The sequence below is a fragment of the Comamonas testosteroni genome, assembly GCF_014076415.1.
Taxonomy (GTDB): domain Bacteria; phylum Pseudomonadota; class Gammaproteobacteria; order Burkholderiales; family Burkholderiaceae_C; genus Comamonas; species Comamonas testosteroni_F.
Window position 1 is genome coordinate 2,761,414 of record NZ_CP043568.1, and the last position, 19,299, is coordinate 2,780,712.

A 19,299-nucleotide genomic window follows, 5' to 3' on the forward strand; every position below is an offset into this window, starting at 1 on the left:
GGTCAGGCTCAGTGCAACTTCAGTGCATGTGGGCGATGGCCTGGGCTGCCTCGGTGACCAGGTCGGGGCCGCGATAGATCAGGCCGCTGTAGATCTGCACCACATCGGCGCCCGCACGGATCTTGCTCACGGCGTCGGCACCGCTCAGGATGCCGCCCACGCCAATGATGGGAAAACGGCTGCCAAGGGCTGAGCGCAGCTGGCGAATGATCTGGTTGCTGGCTTCGAGCACGGGCGCGCCGGACAGGCCTCCGGCTTCTTCGGCATGCAGCAGACCCTTGACGGCATCGCGGCTGATGGTGGTGTTGGTGGCAATCACGCCATCCATGCCGTGGCGCTCCAGCGTCGCCGCAATCACGCCGACCTGCTCTTCATCGAGGTCGGGAGCGATCTTCACGAATACCGGCGTGCGCTTGCCATGCTGGCTGGAGAGCTGTTCGCGGCGATTGGCGACCGCACCCAGCAGCGCATCCAGCGCCTCGTCGCTTTGCAGCGCACGCAGATTCTTGGTGTTGGGCGAGCTGATGTTGACCGTCACATAGTCGGCATGAGGATACACGCCATCCAGCGCCTTGATGTAGTCGCTGGTGGCCTCCTCGATGGGGGTTGTGGCGTTCTTGCCGATATTCAGGCCCAGCAGCATGGCGCCGCCATTGTTTCCTGCTTTTGCGCGCACTTGCGAGCGACGCACATTGGCCAGGAACGCATCCAGGCCTTCGTTGTTGAAGCCCAGGCGGTTGATCAGCGCATTTTTTTCTGGGATGCGGAACATGCGCGGCTTGGGGTTGCCGGGCTGGGGGCGGGGCGTGACGGTGCCTACTTCCACAAAGCCGAAACCCATGGCGGCCAGCGCATCGATGCAGCGTGCATTCTTGTCCAGGCCTGCGGCCATGCCCACACGGTTCGGGAACCTGAGGCCGGCGAGCTCGATGGGGTCGCTGATCAGAGGGCGTGCCCAAGCTTTCTGGAGCAAGGTATTTTGACCCTTGGCCATGAAGTTCATGGTGAGGTCGTGGGCCGCTTCGGGGTCCATGCCGAAAAGAATAGGACGCGTCAGTGAGTAAGGAATAAGAGACATGGGGATAATCGCAGGATTACCTGGATTTTCCCTCATGACGACATCTGCTGCACCTCTTTCTCAAGATGAACTGAAAACTTTGGTCGGACAAGCTGCCCTGAAATATGTGGTCGCCGGTGAAATTGTGGGCGTGGGCACAGGCTCCACGGTCAACAAGTTCATTGATGCACTGGCCACCATCAAGGATCAGATTCCTGGCGCCGTCTCCAGCTCCGTGGCCAGTACCGAGCGCCTGAAGGCCCTGGGCATCAAGGTGTTCGATGCCAATGAAGTCACCAGTCTGGCCGTCTATATCGACGGTGCCGACGAGATCGACGGCAAGGGCTATATGGTCAAGGGCGGCGGTGCGGCGCTGACGCGCGAGAAGATCGTGGCGGCGCTGGCTCAGCGTTTTGTCTGTATTGCCGATGAATCCAAGCGCGTGCCGGTGCTGGGCAATTTTCCGCTGCCCGTGGAAGTCATTCCCATGGCTGCAGCACAGATCGCCCGTCGCTTTGAAGCCATGGGCGCTGACGTGACGGCGCAAATTCGCATGAAGGATGGTGCGCCGCTGGTGACCGACAACGGCCAGCATATTCTGGATGTCCGCGGCCTGAAGATCGCCGAGCCGCTGGCCTTCGAATCCGAAGTCAACCAGTGGCCAGGCGTGGTGACCGTCGGCGTGTTTGCCCATCAGAAGGCTGCGGTTTGCCTGCTGGGAACCGCGCAAGGCGTGCAGACGCTGGAATACTAAGCAGCAAGCAGCTGCCCGAAAGCCACCTGCTTGTGCAGGTGGCTTTTTTATGAAATTGATAGCTGCTAGCGCTTGATGGGTAAGCGTTAGAGCCTGATTATATTGAAATTCATGAATTCTAGAAGCGCAGGCCTGCGGGGTTGTCGGGGGTGGGTGCGCCAGGGGCGGGGGCTGCGGGCGTCGCGATGCGTGCAGGGGGGCGCTCTGCAGGCTTGACCGCATCGGTCGCGGCTGGCGCCGGTACGGTCAAGGGCTTGGCAGCGGGGGCTTTGTAGTTCTTCGGCAGCTGGGGCTGCTTGGGGTAGCCTGCGGCGCTCAGGTATTGGTCCCAGCTGTCGGCGCCAAAGCCCTTGAGGTGCTGGTTGCCGATGGTGGCAAAGGGCAGGTTGTCCTGTCCGCTGAGCTTGCGCAGCGCTGCAACATCGCTGCTGGTATCTATGGTGCGCTCGTTGAACGGGATTCCGCGGTTCTGTAGATGAGACCGTGCCTCGTCGCACGGGCCGCAGTCCTTGCCCGTATAGATCGTGACGGGGTAGCGGTTGGCCGTCTGGCGCAAGTCGTAAGGCAGTTGCGCGTTGGCCGAAGACGCCGGGCCATCGGCATTGCTCGCGGCTTCGCCACTGGGCTTGGCGTTGGGGCTGATGGCCCGGTCGGAATAAGTGACTCGCCCATCAGGGCCTACACTGCGATAAAGGTTCTGGGCCTGGCTGACTCCGCTCGCCAATGCGGCAAAGGCGGCTACAAGCATCGTCAGCTGCAGGGCGTTGCGGGAGGTCGGTTTCTGGGCCGAAGGCCGGGCAATGAAAGATCGTGGCATCTCAATCTTGATCAATGAAGTGCAATGAAGAGGTCTGAGGGCGCGAGCGCCAATGGACAGAGCATAGCCTGCATGAAGGACTGTCTGCTCCCACGCTCCGACTTGCCTTGATCAGGTTCCGGTGCGGGAGTCAGCCAGTGTCAGTTTATGGCAATCACCGGCATGAAAAAGCGCCCTTGGAAGGGCGCTTTTGAGGAGGCGGCAGCAGAAGACTCAGGCCGCCTGACTCATGCCTTGATGGCGCAGCAGCGCGTCGATCTGTGGCTCGCGGCCACGGAAGGCCTTGAAGGACTCCATGGCAGGACGGCTGCCGCCGGCCTCCAGGATCGACTCGCGGTACTTGCGGCCGGTCTCGGGATTGGGCGAGCCATCGGCCAGCATGGTTTCTTCGAAAGCCGCATAAGCGTCCGCGCTCAGCACTTCGGCCCATTTGTAGCTGTAGTAACCGGCGGCATAGCCACCGGCAAAGATATGGCTGAAGGTGTGGGCCATGCGGTTGTAGGCTGGTGATTGCAGCACGGACACCTCGGCGCGCACCTGGTTCAGCAGTGCCATGAAGTCGTCTGCCGGGTTGTGCTCGGTGTGCAGCAACATGTCGAACAGCGCGAACTCGATCTGGCGCAGGGTCTGCATGCCGGACTGGAAGTTCTTGGCGGCAATCATCTTGTCGTACAGCGTGCGGGGCAGGGCATCACCCGTGTCCACATGGGCGGTCATGTGCTTGAGCACATCCCATTCCCAGCAAAAGTTTTCCATGAACTGGCTGGGCAGCTCGACCGCATCCCATTCCACGCCGGCAATGCCCGAGACATCGCGTTCGTTGACCTGCGTGAGCATGTGGTGCAGTCCGTGGCCGGTTTCGTGGAACAGGGTGATTACGTCATCGTGTGTGAGCAGCGCGGGCTTGCCGTCCACGCCGGACGCGAAATTGCAGACCAGATGGGCCACAGGCGTTTGCAGCTTATGGGTGTCGGGGCGCAGCCAGCGCGTGCGCACATCATCCATCCAGGCGCCGCCACGCTTGCCCTTGCGCGCCTGAGGGTCCAGATAGAACTGGCCGACCAGCTGAGGGCCTTGTGCGGTGGAGCGCTCGATCCGGTAGAACTCCACGCAGGGGTTCCAGACTGGAGCTTCATCGCGGCGGATGGAGACTTCGAACAGCGTCTCGACAATCTTGAACAGGCCGGCCAGCACCTTGGGAGCCGGAAAGTACTGCTTGAGCTCCTGCTCGCTGAAGGAATAGCGGGCTTCCTTGAGCTTTTCGCCGATGAAGGCCCAGTCCCAGGGCTGCGGGTCGGCAATGCCGAGTTCAGCCTTGGCAAAGGCACGCAGATCGGCTGCATCCTTTTCAGCATAGGGGCGGGCACGTTTTGCCAGATCGCGCAGAAAGTCAATGACCTGCTGGGGCGAATCGGCCATCTTGGGCACGATCGAGACTTCGCCGAAGTTCCTGTAGCCCAGCAACTGGGATTCTTCCAGGCGCAGCGCGAGGATTTCCTTCATCACGGCAGTGTTGTCAAAGCGTTTGCCATCGCCCTCGGCCTGATCGGACGCTCGGGTCACATAGGCCTGATAGATTTTCTCGCGCAGTGCGCTGCTCTTGGCAAACTGCATCACGGGCAGATAGCTGGGCATCTTGAGCGTCAGCTTGTAGCCTTCCTTGCCATCGGCATCGGCGGCAGCCTTGGCCGCGGCGATCACATCGGCCGGAACGCCGTCCAGCTCGTCAATCCTGGCGTAGTAGGCAAAGGCATCGGTGGCGTCCAGCGCGTTCTCGCTGAATTTCTGGGCCAGCTCTGCCGAGCGTGCCTGAATCTGCGCAAAGCGTTCCTTGGCAGCTCCCTGCAGTTCGGCACCGGAGAGCACAAAGCCCCGCATGGCATGGTCCCAGGCGGCGCGCTGTTCCTTGTTGAGGCTGGCTGGGTCGATAGCTTTGTATTTGGCGTACAGGCGTTCGTCAGCGCCCAGATTGGTCCAGAACTCGGTGACTTTGGGCAGGGCTTCGTTATAGGCCGCGCGCAACTCTGGCGTGTCGGCCACACTGTTGAGGTGATTGATGGCCGACCAGGCGGTGCCAAGCTTTTCGGTCGCCACGTCCAGCACGGCAGAGATGGCTTCCCACTGTGCGGGGAAGTCCGGTGCAACCACGGTCTCCAGCGCCTCGCTGGCACGGGCCAGCAAAGTGTCGATGGCGGGGGCCACATCCGCAGGCTGAATGCGGTCAAACAAGGGCAGTGAGGAGGATTCGAGAAGTGGATTGCTCATGCTGTATTAGGTGCCGGCAAGGTCGGGAAAATCAAGCGCTCTCAGGGTATTTATTGCTATCGCCTTCATAGCGTCAGCCTGCGGTCAGAAGCGTGCTTGCGCCTGGGAAGCGAACAGGCGCCGCGCGGGGCAAGCCGTGGCCCTCTCGGGCGCTCGGCGTCAGAGAGGGGCAGGCCGCGAAGCGGCTCTGAAGGATCAGCCCGCGGCGCGCTCAGCAGACTCCATGGTGTTGACCAGCAGCATGGTAATCGTCATGGGGCCTACACCACCGGGCACAGGGGTGATGTAGCCCGCCACTTCCTTGACGCCGTTGAAGTCCACATCGCCGCAGAGCTTGCCTTCGGCGTTGCGGTTCATGCCCACGTCGATGACCACGGCACCGGGCTTGACCATGTCGGCTGTCAGCACGTCGACCTTGCCCACGGCTGCGACGACGATGTCGGCTTGGCGAGTCATGGCAGCCAGATCGGCAGTGCCGCTATGGGTGATGGTGACCGTTGCGTTGGCGGCCAGCAGCATCATGGCCATGGGCTTGCCCACGATGTTGGAGCGGCCGATGACCACGGCGTGCTTGCCGCGCAGATCCTTCATGCCGATGGATTCCAGCATCTTCATGCAGCCATAGGGCGTGCAGGCCTTGAAGCCGACTTCGCCGACCATCAGTGCGCCGGCGCTGGCCACGTGGAAGCCGTCCACATCCTTGGCGGGGGAGATGGTTTCGATGACCTTGTGGTCGTCGATGTGCTTGGGCAGGGGCAACTGCACCAGAATTCCGTGAATGCTGGGGTCGTTGTTCAGCGCTTCGACACGTGCCAGCAGTTCGGCTTCGGTCATGGAGGCATCGTACTTTTCCAGCACCGAGTGGAAGCCCACGTCTTCGCAGGCCTTGACCTTGTTGCGCACATAGACCTGGGAAGCCTGGTTGTCGCCCACCAGAACTACGGCCAGGCCGGGCGTGATGCCCTTGGCCTTGAGTGCTGCCGCGCGTGTGGCGACTTCCTTGCGCAGTTGTTCTGAGAGGGCTTTGCCGTCGATGAGTTGGGCTGTCATTGCTGGAGTACCAATAAAAAATGCTGCTAGCCCTTGAAGTACAAGCACTAGCAGCTATCAGAATAGGAGTTGGCTAAAGCGCGAGGCCTGGCCAGTGCTCCCTGGATTATCTCGCGATTGGAATGGCTTCCAATTTCGCGGGGAGCACTTAATTGACGGCTGCCGCCGCCTTGGCCGCAGCGCTGGTCTGGCCCTGGCCCAGCGCAATCTTGAGCAGATCGGCCACGGTGTTGGCGTTGAGCTTTTCCATGATGTTGGCGCGGTGGGCCTCCACGGTCTTGATGGAGATGCCCAGATCGTCGGCGATCTGCTTGTTCAGGCGGCCGGCGACGATGCGTTCGAGCACCTGGGCTTCGCGGCCCGTGAGCTTGGCCAGCAGCGCATCGCGGCTGGCGGCCTGCTGGTGGCCGGTAAAGGCTTCGCGGGCGTGATCCAGCATGCGCTCGACCAGACCCAGCAGCTCTTCTTCGTTGAAAGGCTTCTGGATGAAGTCCAGTGCGCCTTTCTTCATGGTGTTCACAGCCATGGGCACATCGCCGTGACCGGTGATGAACACAATGGGCAGAGGAGACTTGCGCTCGATCAGTCGGTCCTGCAGTTCCAGGCCGGTCATGCCGCCCATGCGGATGTCGACGATCAGGCAGGCCACTTCACGCGGGTCGTAGCGCGACAAAAAGGTCTCGGCTGAGTCAAAGCAACGCACGCGGTAGTCTTTGCCTTCCAGCAGCCATTGCAGCGAATCACGGACTGCTTCGTCGTCGTCAACTACGTAAACAGTGCCTTTTTTGGGAATCAAACTCATGCAATCGTCCTCTTTATGGGTTCGCTTGTCGTGGTGAGTGTTGTCGTCTCCACACCCGTTGCCAACGGTAGCCAGAATGAGAACCGGCAACCAGTGACTTCGCTTCCATTGTAGAGGTTCTCGGCATGCATTCGACCCTGATGTGATTCGACAATCGAGCGGCAAAGGTTCAGGCCTATGCCCATGCCTTCACTCTTGGTGGAGAAGAAGGCTTCGAACAAGTGTTCCAACACTTCCGGCGGCAGGCCCTTGCCCGTGTCTTCCACGGTGAACTCCACACCCGGCAGGCTTTCAAAGACCTGGGGGCGCACGCGCAATTCCACATTGCGCTGACCCAGAGGGCGGTCGGACATATCAATTGACTCAGCACTGTTTTTCATCAAATTGATGAGAACCTGCTCGATGAGGATGGCATCGGCCATTACCGGCGGCATGCGTTCGGCAATATGCGAGGTCAGCTGTACATTGCGGCGGCGCAACTCGATACCGGCAAGCTCCAGCGCCTCGCTCACCATTTCGCCCACCTGGGCCAGCATGCGATTGGGCTCGCTCTTTTTCACGAAGGAGCGGATGCGCTGAATGATCTGGCCGGCACGCTGGGCCTGATGTGCCGTCTTTTCCAGTGCGAACTTCATCTGCTCGGGTGTGAGCGTGCCGTTTTCCAGGCGTGTCAGCATGCCGGAGCTGTAATTGCTGATGGCGGTCAGGGGCTGGTTGAGCTCGTGCGCCACGCTGGATGCCATTTCGCCCATGGTGATGAGGCGGCTGGCGGTCTGGGCCTTTTCGGCCTGGGCCGCAGCCTGCTCCTCGGCCAGGCGGCGCTGGGTGATGTCGGTGGCAATCACCATCTGGGCCAGACGGCCGTCCACCCAGCTCAGATAGCGCGAGCGGACTTCCAGCCACTTGCCCAGGCTGGGCACGAAGATTTCAGCGTTTTCGCTGCGCGATTCGGTGATGGAGCCCGTGGGTAAACCCATCAGCCCGTCCTCGTTCTCGGCTTCGGGCTGGTGGCGAACCGGCAGCTTGCCGGCCTGCGCGACCAGTTGCAGATGCCCTTCGGTATGAGAGCCAAACCACTGGCGATACAGCTTGTTGGCAAACAGCAGCTCGGCGCTGCCCAGAGGGGCCACCGAAACAGAGGCATCCAGCGCTTCCAGCACGATGGTGAAGCGCTCGTATGAGGCGGAAAGCTGTTCGCGAATCCGGTTGGGCTCGGTAATGTCCGTCATGGACGACATCCAGCCTGTATGCTGGCCGTGGGCATCGATCAGCGGCGAGACATACAGGCGCGCGTCGAACAGGCTGCCGTTCTTGCGTTTCACACGTACCTGAAAGCCGCCAACGATGGTCTTGCCCGACAGCTCTTCGCGCAGCTGCGAATGCAGATTGTCGTAGTCGTTATCGGGCCAGTAGGAATAGGGCGGAACCTGGCCGACCAGATCCTTCTCGCTCCAGCCCGTCATCTGGCAGAAGGCCGCGTTCACATAGGTGATGCGGCCGTGCAGATCCAGTGCTCGCATGCCGGTCAACACGGAATTCTCCATGGCACGGCGGAAATTGGTCTCGGCCACCAGAGCCTCCTGGGCACGCTGACGGCGGCGCGTGTGGCGCCAGGTGGCCAGCAGCAGCCAGGCCGTCATGGCCGACAGCGTGCCCACCAGCCAGAACAGGCCGCTGCCGACAACGCCCAGCGAAGTCTGGTAGGCCTGGGCGCGCATCATCAGCGCCGTGCCCACAGGGGAGACTGGCACTTCGTATTCATTCGCTATGGCACGCCAGTGCAGCAGCTCGGTCGGTGTCTTGCGCGGTGCCAGTGGAGTGCCGGCCAGCACATGGTTGTCGGCATCGCGCATGGTGATGGCGTAACGGGCCATCACTTCCGTGGGTGTGCCATAGCGCAGCAGACTGTCCACCGAAAACTCGGCCAGCAGCTCGCCCTGGTAGCGGCTGTTGGAGCTGATGGGCACATGCAGCTGCAGCAGTGGCGGCAACTCATTGGGCTGGGCTTTTTCCTGAACATAGATGGGCTGCAGCATTTCGCGGGCCTGCTCATAGGCTTGCAGGGTTTCGCCTTGATGCAGGTTTTCGCCCACGGCACGCAGCTGATCCGTGGCCACCGTCGGAGCTGACTGGCTGTACACAACCTGACGCTTGTCATTGATCCAGGTAATCGATTGCAGCTCGGGGTACTGGCTGATCAGCGCTTCGGTGCGGCCGTCAAAGTCGGCTTTGCGCATCTCGCGGTTGCCGATGTCCCGGGCCATGCGCATCAGTTGCTCCTGGCGTTCCAACAGGCGCAGGCGCACGCGCTGCTGGGCGTATTCCACATCGCGGCGCAGTGCCTCTTGCTCGCGATCCACTTCTTCCGTGCGCAAATACCAGAACGACGCAATGATTGCAGCCATGAACATCAGCACCGATGCCAGCGGCGCGAGCGCGGCATAGCGATCCTGCCGGGTCGGCGACAGGCTACGCCACCAGCTGCGCCACCAGCGCACAGGGGATGCAACGGATTGCGCGCTTTTTGCGTCCTCTTTTTCTCGTTCGTGATTGCTTGTTTGCATGTCTCCAGTGTAGGGGAGAGACCTAGTGGAATCTGCGACTATTTCTGTCGCGTAAAAGACAATCTATAGAGGCTTCACTGTATGTGCATTTGCAGCATTTTTTTATATAGTGAAATCACAAAGCACAATTTGAAATTCAAAAAAAATGTGCGAAACTCGCCAGCGATCGACACAGTGAATCGGTTTAATCCGGGGAGCACCCGAAGGTGCTGTGCCACGCGTTATGCGGTGTGGCGCTTGCCGCACCCGTGTGATGCCGCACTCACTGCTTCGTGATAAAGCTACCCCCCTCTCGAAGGAGACACTCACAATGACAGCTCAGACTGATCCCAAAGGCGCTGGCTTTCCCGCCGGCCTGGACCAACAAGAATCGCGCGAGTGGATGGATGCCCTCTCTGCGGTGATCGACCGCGAAGGTGCGGACTATGCTCACAGGCTGATCGAGGATCTGCTTGAACACGCTCGCCAGAACAGCGTGGACATGCCTTTCTCGGCCAATACCGGCTACGTGAACACCATCGAAGTCGACCAGGAAGAAAAGTGCCCCGGCAACCTCGAAATCGAAGGTCGTCTGCGTGCCTATATGCGCTGGAACGCCATGGCCATGGTGGTCAAGGCCAACCGCATTCACCCCCCCGAAGGCGGTGATCTGGGCGGTCACATCGGCTCCTTCGCTTCGCTGGCCAATATGTTTGCGGCCGGTTTCAACCATTTCTGGCACGCGGAAAACGAAAACCACGGCGGCGACTGCCTGTACATCCAGGGGCATGTTTCGCCCGGCATCTATGCCCGCGCCTACCTGGAAGGTCGTATCTCCGAAGAGCAACTGCTGAACTTCCGCCAGGAAGTGGACGGCAAGGGTCTGTCGAGCTACCCCCACCCCAAGCTGATGCCCGACTTCTGGCAGTTCCCCACGGTGTCCATGGGTCTGGGCCCGCTGATGGCCATCTACCAGGCGCGTTTCCTGAAGTATCTGCACGCACGCGGCATTGCCAACACCGAAAACCGCAAGGTCTGGGTGTTCTGTGGCGACGGTGAAATGGACGAAGTGGAGTCCCTGGGCGCCATCGGTCTGGCCTCGCGCGAGAACCTGGACAACCTTATCTTCGTGATCAACTGCAATCTGCAGCGTCTGGACGGCCCCGTGCGCGGCAACGGCAAGATCATCCAGGAGCTGGAAGGCGAATTCCGCGGTGCCGGCTGGAACGTGATCAAGCTGCTGTGGGGCAAGGGCTGGGACGAGCTGCTGGCCAAGGACAAGGACGGCGTGCTCAAGAAGATCATGATGGAGTGCAACGACGGCGACTATCAGGCCTTCAAGGCCAACGACGGTGCCTATGTTCGCCAACATTTCTTCGGCCGCGATCCTCGCGCCCTGAAGATGGTCGAGCACATGTCCGACGACGAGATCTGGAATCTGCGCCGCGGCGGCCACGATTCGCAGAAGGTCTACGCAGCGTTTGCCGCTGCCAACGGCCACAAGGGTCAGCCTACCGTGCTGCTGATCAAGACCGTCAAGGGCTTCGGCATGGGCAAGGTCGGTGAAGGCAAGAACAACGTTCACCAGACCAAGAAGCTGAGCGACGAGGACATCAAGGCCTTCCGCGACCGCTTCAACATCCCGATCCCCGACAGCCAGATCGCGGACATTCCCTTCTACAAGCCGGCCGACGATACGCCGGAAATGAAGTACCTGCACGAGCGCCGCAAGGCCCTGGGCGGCTACCTGCCACATCGTCGCCAGCAGGCTGACGAGCAGTTCACCGCTCCTGCGCTGGACACCTTCAAGGCCATCCTGGAGCCCACACCCGAAGGCCGTGAGATCTCCACGACCCAGGCTTATGTGCGTTTCCTGACGCAGCTGCTGCGCGACAAGAACATCGGCCCCCGCGTGGTGCCCATCCTGGTGGACGAGGCCCGTACCTTCGGTATGGAAGGCCTGTTCCGTCAGGTCGGCATCTACAACCCCCACGGTCAGCAATACACCCCGGTCGACAAGGACCAGGTGATGTACTACCGCGAGGACAAGGCCGGCCAGATCCTGCAGGAAGGCATCAACGAAGCCGGCGGCATGTCCAGCTGGATCGCTGCAGCCACCAGCTACAGCCATAGCAACCGGGTCATGATCCCGTTCTATGTGTACTACTCGATGTTCGGCTTCCAGCGCATCGGCGACCTGGCCTGGGCGGCTGGCGACCTGCAAGCGCGCGGCTTCCTGCTGGGCGGCACCTCGGGCCGCACCACGCTGAACGGCGAAGGCCTGCAGCACGAAGACGGTCACAGCCACATCCTGGCCAATACCATCCCCAACTGCGTGACCTACGACCCCACCTTCGCTCACGAAGTGGCCGTGATCATGCAGGACGGTCTGCGTCGCATGGTGCAGAACCAGGAAAACATCTTCTACTACATCACGCTGCTGAACGAAAACTACCCCATGCCTGGCCTGCAAGCCGGCACGGAAGAGCAGATCCTCAAGGGCATGTACATGGTCAAGCCTGGCCAGAAGGTGCCCGAGAGCGGCCTGCGCGTTCAACTGCTGGGCTCCGGCACCATCCTGCGCGAATCCTTCTTCGCCCAGGAACTGCTGGAAAAGGACTGGGGCGTCGCTGCCGATGTCTGGAGCTGCCCGTCGTTCAACGAACTGACCCGCGAAGGTCAGGAAGTGGACCGCTTCAACATGCTGCATCCCCTGGAAGCCGCCAAGGTTCCGTTCGTGTCCCAGCAACTGGCTGCCCACCCCGGCCCCGTGATCGCTTCGACCGACTACATGAAGGCCTACGCCGAGCAGATCCGTCCCTACATGCCCAAGGGCCGTACCTACAAGGTGCTGGGTACCGACGGTTTCGGCCGTTCTGACTTCCGCGCCAAGCTGCGCGAGCACTTCGAAGTCAACCGTCACTACATCGTGGTGGCTGCACTGCGCGGCCTGGCCGATGAAGGCAAGATCAACGCCACGACCGTGGCCGAAGCGATCAAGAAGTACGGCATCAACGTCGACAAGATCAACCCGCTGCACGCCTAAGAAGGGGAGACAGACAACATGGCATTGACAGAAATCAAGGTCCCCGATATTGGCGACTTCTCCGAAGTCGGCGTGATCGAAGTGCTGGTCAAGGTGGGTGACACCATCAAGGTCGAGCAGTCCCTGATTACCGTGGAGTCCGACAAGGCCTCCATGGAAATCCCCTCCAGCCAGGCTGGCGTGGTCAAGGAAATCAAGGTTGCCCTGGGCGACAAGGTCAAGGAAGGCTCCGTGGTCGTGATGCTGGAAACCGCTGATGCGGCTCCCGCACCTGCCGCTGCAGCACCTGCACCTGTTGCCGCCCCCGTGGCTGCTGCACCTGCTCCTGTGGCTGCAGCCCCCGTTGCCGCCGCTCCTGCAGCGTCTTCCACCGTGGACATCAAGATTCCCGATATCGGCGACTTCAAGAACGTGGCCGTGATCGAGATGCTGGTCAAGGTGGGCGATACCGTGGCTGTCGAGCAATCGCTGTTCACCGTGGAGTCCGACAAGGCCTCGATGGAAATCCCCTCACCCTCGGCCGGCACCATCACGGCGCTGACCATCAAGCTGGGTGACACCGTCAACGTGGGCGACGTGGTCGGCCAGATGACGGTGCAGGGCGCAGCAGCCGCTCCCGTGCAGGCTGCAGCTCCCGTGGCGGCACCTGTTGCCGCCCCTGTGGCTGCAGCATCAGCACCTGTGGCCGCTGCTCCCGTGGTTGCAACTCCTGCTTCCGCACCTGTGGCAGCGCCTGCAGCCCACAACCCCACCGTCGCGCCTTCGGGTCAGCTGCCCCATGCCTCGCCTTCGGTGCGCAAGTTCGCTCGCGAACTGGGCGTGCCTCTGGCAGAAGTCAAGGGCTCGGGCAACAAGGGCCGCATCACGGCGGAAGACATCCAGTCCTTCACCAAGTCGGTGATGGCTGGCGCCGTGCAGACCCTGGCTCAGCAGGCTGTGGCTCCAAAGTCTTCCGGCGGCAATGTCGGTGGTCTGGAAGTGCTGGCCTGGCCCAAGGTCGACTTCGCCAAGTTTGGCGCTGTCGAGCGCAAGGAACTGTCGCGCATCAAGAAGATCTCGGGTGCTAACCTGCATCGCAACTGGGTGGTCATCCCTCACGTCACCAACAATGACGAGGCCGACATCACCGAGCTGGAAGCCTTCCGTGTGTCCACCAATGCCGAAAGCGCCAAGGCCAAGAGCGACGTCAAGGTGACGATGCTGGCTTTCGTGATCAAGGCCGTGGTGGCTGCGCTCAAGAAGTTCCCCGAGTTCAACGCCTCTCTGGACGGCGACACCCTGGTCTACAAGCAGTACTTCAACATTGGCTTTGCCGCCGACACGCCGAACGGCCTGGTCGTTCCCGTGCTCAAGGACGCCGACAAGAAGGGCATTCTGCAGATCAGCCAGGAAATGGGCGAGCTGGCCAAGAAGGCCCGCGACGGCAAGCTGGGCGCTGCAGACATGCAAGGCGGCTGCTTCTCGATCTCGTCTCTGGGCGGCATCGGTGGCACCAACTTCACGCCCATCATCAATGCGCCTGAAGTCGCCATTCTGGGGCTGTCCAAGGGCGCCATGAAGCCCGTGTGGGACGGCAAGCAGTTCGTGCCGCGCCTGATGCTGCCTCTGAGCCTGTCGTATGACCACCGCGTCATCGACGGCGCAGCTGCCGCACGTTTCAACGCCTATCTGGGCGCTGTGCTGGCCGACTACCGCCGTATCCTGCTCTAAGCAGCTGACAGGCAGGCCGATTTTTAGCGAAATCGGCCTGTAGCGCTTATCTGAATTGCGCAAGCAGCTATCTTTTTAGATGCCTTGCGCTTCACCTTGCCAGCCCATGAGTGAGATGAAGAACCTGAGACAGCATCCCATCGAGCATCTGCGTGGCGTCATTCCCGGTATCCGGCCTTTTCCGGATACGGCTGACGTTTTCGCCGAGCCGGTCGAGAAGTACGCGCGGCATTTTCTGCCGCTCGTCACCATCGATCTGGCCTTGCTCGACGATGCCTGGAGCGGGTCGATTCATCTTGTCGCCCCTTGCGAGCCCTACGAAGGGCAAGTCGGGGAGTGGGGGGGCGAGGAGTTTGGCAACGCGCTGCTCAAGCCTGACTGGCTGGCTTTCAAGCTCAACGATCAAGGCAGGTACGAGCTGCTGGGCGACTGGCGCTACTTCATGCTGGAGCAGGACAGGGCTGACTGGGCAGAGAAAACGCTGGACTGGCGCGAGGTACGCACCCAGCATCGTGAACTGGTCAAGCTGGGTGCGCAGCCTCCGTTCGAGCTGCACCACGAGGCCAAGTACTCATGGCGCGATGTGATGGAACTGCATTACGCAACCCAGCACGCGGCATATGAGCAGGCCAGACAGGACTTTCTGGCCCATGGCTGGAATGCGGCGAACGAGTGGGACGACCCCGCTGAAGTTGCCAAGCTGCCGCTGTATGAGCCAGGCACCGATTGCTACGAAACCAGTTCTGGACGTTATCTGCTTGGAGTGCTGGGTGGCCCTTCCTGGGGCGGCAACTGGAGCAATCTGACGAATGAGCTGCTGAGCGACACTGGCACGGACGATGGCATTCACCCCATCCACCCAGAAACCGGCGCGCACTTCGAGTTCATCTGCAGTGCCAATGCTGACGCCTTTGCCGCAAGCGGCACTGAAACCCTGCTGTTCTACGAGCCTGAAAGCCGTACCGTATTGCTGACTTTTGACTGGAGCTAAGGCGTCAGCCGCCAGGCTTCAACCCGGAAATACCGTTTTCAGCTGCCCGAGCGAATCGGGCGGCACAGAGACAAAAACCAAGATAGGAGCGCATATGAGCCTCATCGATATCAAGGTACCCAATATCGGCGACTTCGCCGAAGTGGGCGTTATCGAACTGCTGGTCAACCCCGGCGACACCGTGGCCGTGGACCAGTCCCTCATCACTGTGGAGAGCGACAAGGCCTCCATGGAGATTCCTTCCAGCCACGCCGGCGTCGTGAAGGAAATCAAGGTCAAGGTCGGCGACAAGGTTGCCGAAGGCTCGCTGGTGCTGACTTTGGAAGCCGCAGCCGGCGCCGCCGCACCTGCTCAGGCAGCAGCGCCTGCGCCCGTCGCTGCCGCTCCTGCACCTGTGGCAGCCCCCGTGGCTGCCGCTCCAGCTCCTGTGGCCAGCAACTTTGCCGGCACCGTGGACATGGACTGCGACGTCGTGGTTCTGGGCGGTGGCCCCGGCGGCTATTCGGCAGCCTTCCGTGCTGCCGACCTGGGTCTGAAGGTCGTGCTGGTCGAGCGCTACGCCACCCTGGGCGGCGTCTGCCTGAACGTGGGTTGCATTCCTTCCAAGGCTCTGTTGCATGTGGCTGCCGTGATGGACGAAGTCAAGCACCTGGAAGTGGCCGGCGTGAAGTTTGCCGCTCCTGAAGTGAACATCGACCAACTGCGCGGCCACAAGGAAAAGGTCATCGGCAAGCTGACCGGCGGTCTGGGCCAGATGGCCAAGATGCGTAAGGTCACCGTCGTGCGCGGCTACGGCAACTTCGTGTCGGCCAACCACATCGAAGTGGAAGAAACCACTGGTTCCGGCCAGGAAAAGACCGGCAGCAAGAAGATCGTTCAGTTCAAGAACGCCATCATCGCTGCAGGCTCGCAAGCCGTGCATCTGCCCTTCATGCCCAAGGACCCCCGCGTGGTCGATTCCACCGGTGCCCTGGATCTGAAGGAAGTGCCCAAGCGCATGTTGATTCTTGGCGGCGGCATCATCGGCCTGGAAATGGGCACCGTCTACAGCACGCTGGGCGCACGCCTGGACGTGGTGGAAATGATGGACGGCCTGATGCAGGGCGCCGACCGCGATCTGGTCAAGGTCTGGCAAAAGATGAATGCACCGCGTTTCGACAACATCATGGTCAACACCAAGACCGTGGGTGCCGAAGCCACGCCCGAAGGCATCAAGGTCACGTTCGCTCCTGCCAAGGACGGCGTCACCGTGCCCGAACCCCAGACCTACGACCTGGTTTTGCAAGCTGTTGGCCGCACGCCCAACGGCAAGAAGATCAGCGCCGAAAAGGCTGGCGTGGCCGTGACCGACCGCGGCTTCATCGACGTCGACATCCAGATGCGCACCAACGTGCCCAACATCTTCGCGATCGGAGACATCGTGGGCCAGCCGATGCTGGCGCACAAGGCCGTGCACGAAGCGCACGTGGCCGCAGAAGTCATTGCCGGCGAACTGCAAGGCAACAAGGAACTGGCTTCCGCTGCCTTCAACGCCCGCGTGATTCCTTCGGTCGCCTACACCGACCCCGAAGTGGCATGGGTGGGTCTGACCGAAGACCAGGCCAAGGCACAAGGCATCAAGGTCAAGAAGGGTCTGTTCCCCTGGGCTGCCTCGGGCCGCGCCATCGCCAACGGCCGCGACGAAGGCTTCACCAAGCTGCTGTTTGACGATTCCTCCGAAGCTCACGGCCACGGCCGTATCCTGGGCGGCGGCATGGTCGGCACGCATGCCGGCGACATGATCGGTGAAATCGCCCTGGCCATCGAAATGGGCGCCGACACCGTGGACATTGGCAAGACCATCCACCCCCACCCAACCCTTGGCGAGTCCATCGGCATGGCGGCGGAAGTGGCCCACGGTTCCTGCACGGACGTGCCACCTGCGCGCAAGTAAGCGCTGAGATCGGGTCTCGGGACCTGTTCGAAAACAAAGGCAGCTCATGGGCTGCCTTTTTTACTTTGATAGCTGCTCGCGCTTAATTGGCAAGCGCTGGAGGCATATTTGATTTTTATTTTTATCTATGCCTGCCGATCTTCAATTTGCCGATCGGCAACCATGATGCGCATTCGGGAAACTTCAAAACTTCATAGCTGCTTGCGCCAGATAAATATGCGCTTGAGCCTGATTTGAACGATATTGGATGCCGTTGATTTCAGTGCTTGCCTCAAAGCCCCCCTTGATGGAGACAAACCCATGCCCAGCCCCCGCCTTGATTTTTTCCGGCCGCTCCAAGCAGCCTGCCACTGCGGCGCAGTGCGCTTTACCGTTCTGCTAAGCGACGGCCTGAACACTGCGCGGCGCTGCAATTGCTCGTTTTGCCGCATGCGCGGTGCCGTGGCGGTGTCGGCCGAGCTGAGCGGAATCGAGGTGCTGCAAGGGCAGGATGCACTGACGCTCTACCAGTTCAACACCGGACAGGCCAAGCACTTCTTCTGCAAGCATTGCGGCATCTATACCTTTCATCAGCGGCGCTCGTCGCCGCATCAGTACGGCGTGAATGTGGCTTGTATTGACGGCATGAGCCCGTTCGACTTTGCCGAAGTGGTGGTGAGCGAAGGGCGCTCGCACCCCAACGACCGCCGCGCAGGCGCTGCTGCGGGCAAGTCTGTGGCGGCAGGCTGGCTGAGCTACAAGGCGAATCCCTTGGCCGAAGCACAGCTTGAAGAATGATTTTGATAGCTGCTAACGCTTGACAGATAGCGTTAGAGGTCTTTTTGTATGGTTTTTCTGCGTTCGGGACCGGAACAGCCAGTCGGATAGACCTGCAGAAGCTCGAGGTGAGGGTGCTGCCCGGCAAGCGCCGGGCATGGCTCATCCGCGCCTGGTCTTGGCGTCGCGCACCGCCACCATCAGCACCAGTGCCGAGAGGACCAGCATGACCAGCACCAGATAGATGCTGTAGTGCCTGTTGCCAGTGTACTGGGTCAGCAGGCCGGCCAGTGTGGGGCTGGCGGCCGAGCCCAGGTTGCCCAGGCTGCTGATGAGGGCGATGCCGCCCGCGGCCACGGCCGGTGACAGATAGTCGCTGACCAGGGCAAAGAACAGCGGGGGCAGGGCCGCCAGACCGATCAGCGTGAAGGCCAGGGCAGTCAGCGAGCCTTCGAGATGGCCATGCATCTGAAGGGTGACGATCAGGCCGGCAATGGCCATGCCGCAAGCGATGAACAGATGCCAGCGGCGGTCGCGGAACCGGTCGGAGCTGGCACCGAAGGCAATCATGCCGAAGAAGCCTGCGACAAAGGGAATGGCCGAGTAGATACCGACATGCAGCACGTCCTGCACGCCCAGGTCCTGAATCACGGTGGGCATCCAGAAGACAAACAGATAGGTGGCGCCGTGCATCATGAAGTACACCAGTGACAGGGCATAGACCTTGGGGTCGCGCAGCAACCGGCCCAGAGTGGCGCTGCTATGGGCGGCCTTGTGCCCGTGGCTGCCGTGTTGAGCTGCCTGACCGCTATCGTTGGCCAGGTTGTGCTGCAGCCGCGCTTTTTCGGCGTCTGTCAGCCATTTAGCGTCGGCTGGCCTGTCTTGCAGATAGAAGTAGAGGATCAGGCCCAGCATGCAGGCGGGCGGGCCCTGGATGAGAAACAGCCATTGCCAGCCATGCAGGCCGTCGATGCCATCCATGTATTTGAGAATGGCGCCGCACAGCGGGCCGGCCACAATCGCCATGGCCATGACGGCTGAGAGAAAGATGGAGATCACACGGCCGCGGCGCGCCGAGGGGTACCAGTAGGTGAAGTACAGAATGACGCCGGGAAAGAAGCCGGCCTCGAACGCGCCCAGCAGAAAGCGCGCCACATAGAACTGCATGGGAGTGAAGACCCAGGCCATGGCCGTGGCGATGAGGCCCCAGACCAGCATGATGCGCATCAGCGTCTTGCGCGTGCCTATCTTCTCCAGCAGCAGATTGCTGGGCACTTCAAACAGAAAGTAGCCGATGAAGAACAGACCCGCGCCAAAGCCGTAGGCAGCGTCGCCGAAATCCAGCGTCTGCTTCATCTGGATCTGGGCATAGCCGATGTTGATGCGGTCCAGGTAGGCGACCATGTAGCAGATCAGCAGCAGGGGCAGCAGCCGCCGGCTGACCTTGGCATACAGGGCGTTGTCTGCATCGATGTCTCGCCTGGGCGTTGCGCCCGAAATGGTCGTCGCGCTCGGGGTCATGCTTGTCTCTTGGAAGTTGGTATGGGGCACGGGGCGGATCCCTGCTGCACGAGT

The 19,299-nt window shown here is 61.1% G+C and carries 13 protein-coding genes; 6 read left to right on the plus strand and 7 right to left on the minus strand.

Annotated features, from left to right (window positions below):
* Positions 1 to 19: 19 nt before the first annotated feature.
* A complete protein-coding gene (locus tag F0P97_RS12545) occupies positions 20 to 1,078 on the minus strand; it encodes a quinone-dependent dihydroorotate dehydrogenase (protein ID WP_182286981.1) in 1,059 nt (352 codons plus the stop codon).
* Between the two features lie 34 nt (positions 1,079 to 1,112).
* On the opposite strand from F0P97_RS12545, the gene rpiA reads away from it, so the two are divergent.
* On the plus strand, positions 1,113 to 1,811 hold the full coding sequence (gene rpiA / locus F0P97_RS12550) for a ribose-5-phosphate isomerase RpiA (RefSeq protein WP_182286982.1): 699 nt from the start codon (positions 1,113 to 1,115) through the stop codon (positions 1,809 to 1,811).
* A 118-nt stretch (positions 1,812 to 1,929) separates the two neighbouring features.
* On the opposite strand, the gene F0P97_RS12555 is transcribed toward rpiA, so the two are convergent.
* The 5 genes from F0P97_RS12555 to F0P97_RS12575 all read right to left on the minus strand — a co-directional run bounded on the left by F0P97_RS12555 (position 1,930) and on the right by F0P97_RS12575 (position 9,309).
* A complete protein-coding gene (locus tag F0P97_RS12555; RefSeq protein WP_232538226.1) occupies positions 1,930 to 2,628 on the minus strand; it encodes a glutaredoxin family protein in 699 nt (232 codons plus the stop codon).
* A gap of 213 nt (positions 2,629 to 2,841) precedes the next feature.
* Positions 2,842 to 4,893 (minus strand): M3 family metallopeptidase, encoded by a 2,052-nt coding sequence (locus F0P97_RS12560; protein WP_182286984.1) that lies wholly within the window; start codon positions 4,891 to 4,893, stop codon positions 2,842 to 2,844.
* 195 nt (positions 4,894 to 5,088) lie between these two features.
* Positions 5,089 to 5,943, minus strand: coding sequence for a bifunctional methylenetetrahydrofolate dehydrogenase/methenyltetrahydrofolate cyclohydrolase FolD (folD, locus tag F0P97_RS12565; RefSeq protein ID WP_182286985.1), 855 nt, complete (start codon positions 5,941 to 5,943; stop codon positions 5,089 to 5,091).
* Positions 5,944 to 6,091: 148 nt separating this feature from the next.
* The gene (locus F0P97_RS12570; protein WP_003055354.1) at positions 6,092 to 6,745 is read right to left on the minus strand and encodes a response regulator transcription factor; all 654 of its coding nucleotides are present in this window, start codon (positions 6,743 to 6,745) and stop codon (positions 6,092 to 6,094) included.
* The gene (locus tag F0P97_RS12575) at positions 6,742 to 9,309 is read right to left on the minus strand and encodes a PAS domain-containing sensor histidine kinase (protein WP_182286986.1); all 2,568 of its coding nucleotides are present in this window, start codon (positions 9,307 to 9,309) and stop codon (positions 6,742 to 6,744) included. Before F0P97_RS12575 ends, F0P97_RS12570 begins: the two co-directional genes overlap by 4 nt.
* Before the next feature lie 310 nt (positions 9,310 to 9,619).
* Here F0P97_RS12575 and aceE point away from each other — a divergent pair, with 310 nt between their 5' ends.
* The 5 genes from aceE (at position 9,620) to F0P97_RS12600 (ending at position 17,745) form a co-directional block, all read left to right on the plus strand.
* Positions 9,620 to 12,334: a pyruvate dehydrogenase (acetyl-transferring), homodimeric type gene (gene aceE, locus F0P97_RS12580; protein ID WP_182286987.1), complete on the plus strand. Its 2,715-nt coding sequence runs from the start codon at positions 9,620 to 9,622 to the stop codon at positions 12,332 to 12,334.
* An 18-nt stretch (positions 12,335 to 12,352) separates the two neighbouring features.
* Entirely contained in the window at positions 12,353 to 14,044 is a 1,692-nt protein-coding gene (gene aceF, locus F0P97_RS12585) for a dihydrolipoyllysine-residue acetyltransferase (RefSeq protein WP_182286988.1), read from the plus strand.
* A gap of 115 nt (positions 14,045 to 14,159) precedes the next feature.
* The gene (locus F0P97_RS12590) at positions 14,160 to 15,035 is read left to right on the plus strand and encodes a hypothetical protein (protein WP_182286989.1); all 876 of its coding nucleotides are present in this window, start codon (positions 14,160 to 14,162) and stop codon (positions 15,033 to 15,035) included.
* Positions 15,036 to 15,129: 94 nt separating this feature from the next.
* On the plus strand, positions 15,130 to 16,968 hold the full coding sequence (lpdA, locus tag F0P97_RS12595) for a dihydrolipoyl dehydrogenase (RefSeq protein ID WP_182286990.1): 1,839 nt from the start codon (positions 15,130 to 15,132) through the stop codon (positions 16,966 to 16,968).
* Positions 16,969 to 17,268: 300 nt separating this feature from the next.
* Positions 17,269 to 17,745 (plus strand): GFA family protein, encoded by a 477-nt coding sequence (locus F0P97_RS12600; RefSeq protein WP_182286991.1) that lies wholly within the window; start codon positions 17,269 to 17,271, stop codon positions 17,743 to 17,745.
* Between the two features lie 141 nt (positions 17,746 to 17,886).
* On the opposite strand, the gene F0P97_RS12605 is transcribed toward F0P97_RS12600, so the two are convergent.
* Positions 17,887 to 19,245, minus strand: a complete 1,359-nt coding sequence (locus F0P97_RS12605; RefSeq protein ID WP_182286992.1) for an MFS transporter — start codon at positions 19,243 to 19,245, stop codon at positions 17,887 to 17,889.
* Positions 19,246 to 19,299 lie beyond the last annotated feature (54 nt).